The following is a 554-nucleotide window of genomic DNA, read 5'->3' on the forward strand; positions in this document are numbered from 1 at the left end:
GCCGGCGCCCCCCACCTCCCTGCGCAACCAGCGCATCCTCGCCGCCGTCCTGACAGTGCTGCTGTTCGGGCTGATCGTGGCCGGGACGGGTGCCGGGTTCGCGCTCTTCGGCCATCGGGGCTGGGGATACCTGGTCGGCGGGATCTCCTGCGTCGTGATGGCACTCGCGGCCCTGCGTGCCCGCGGCCGCTGACCCGCCGACCCGCCGACCCCGGCTGTCCGGGGACCGGGCCGGCTGTCCGGGGATGGAGGAGGCAGGGGCAGACTGTGACCCGTGCGTGTGGGTTTCCTTGTCGAGCAGCTGCTCGCGCCGGTTCCCGGCGGGACCGGGCGCTACTCCGCCGAACTCGCGGCGGCGCTCGCCCGCACCGCCGCCCCCGAGGATCGGGTGACCGGGTGGTGTGCCGGGCGCCGGGAGGTCGGTCCGGCCGTCCTGCCCGGCGTCCTCGGTCCGTTCCGGCTCGGTCTGCCTCGCCGCGCACTCGCCGTGGCCTGGGCGCGTGGCGTGGGTCCGGCTCCGACGGGGGTGGACGTCATTCACGCTCCGACCCTGC

The 554-nt window shown here is 76.0% G+C and carries 1 protein-coding gene and 1 pseudogene; both read left to right on the forward strand.

Annotated elements, in window-relative coordinates; all coding sequences use genetic code 11:
* Window positions 1-193 (forward strand): hypothetical protein (locus tag AC08ON_RS10370; RefSeq protein WP_476616863.1); only part of this gene is annotated, 193 nt, incomplete at its 5' end.
* Between the two features lie 81 nt (window positions 194-274).
* Window positions 275-554: pseudogene (locus AC08ON_RS10375) on the forward strand (glycosyltransferase family 4 protein); the annotation flags it as partial.

The organism is Frankia sp. CoWAU3, from assembly GCF_977971855.1.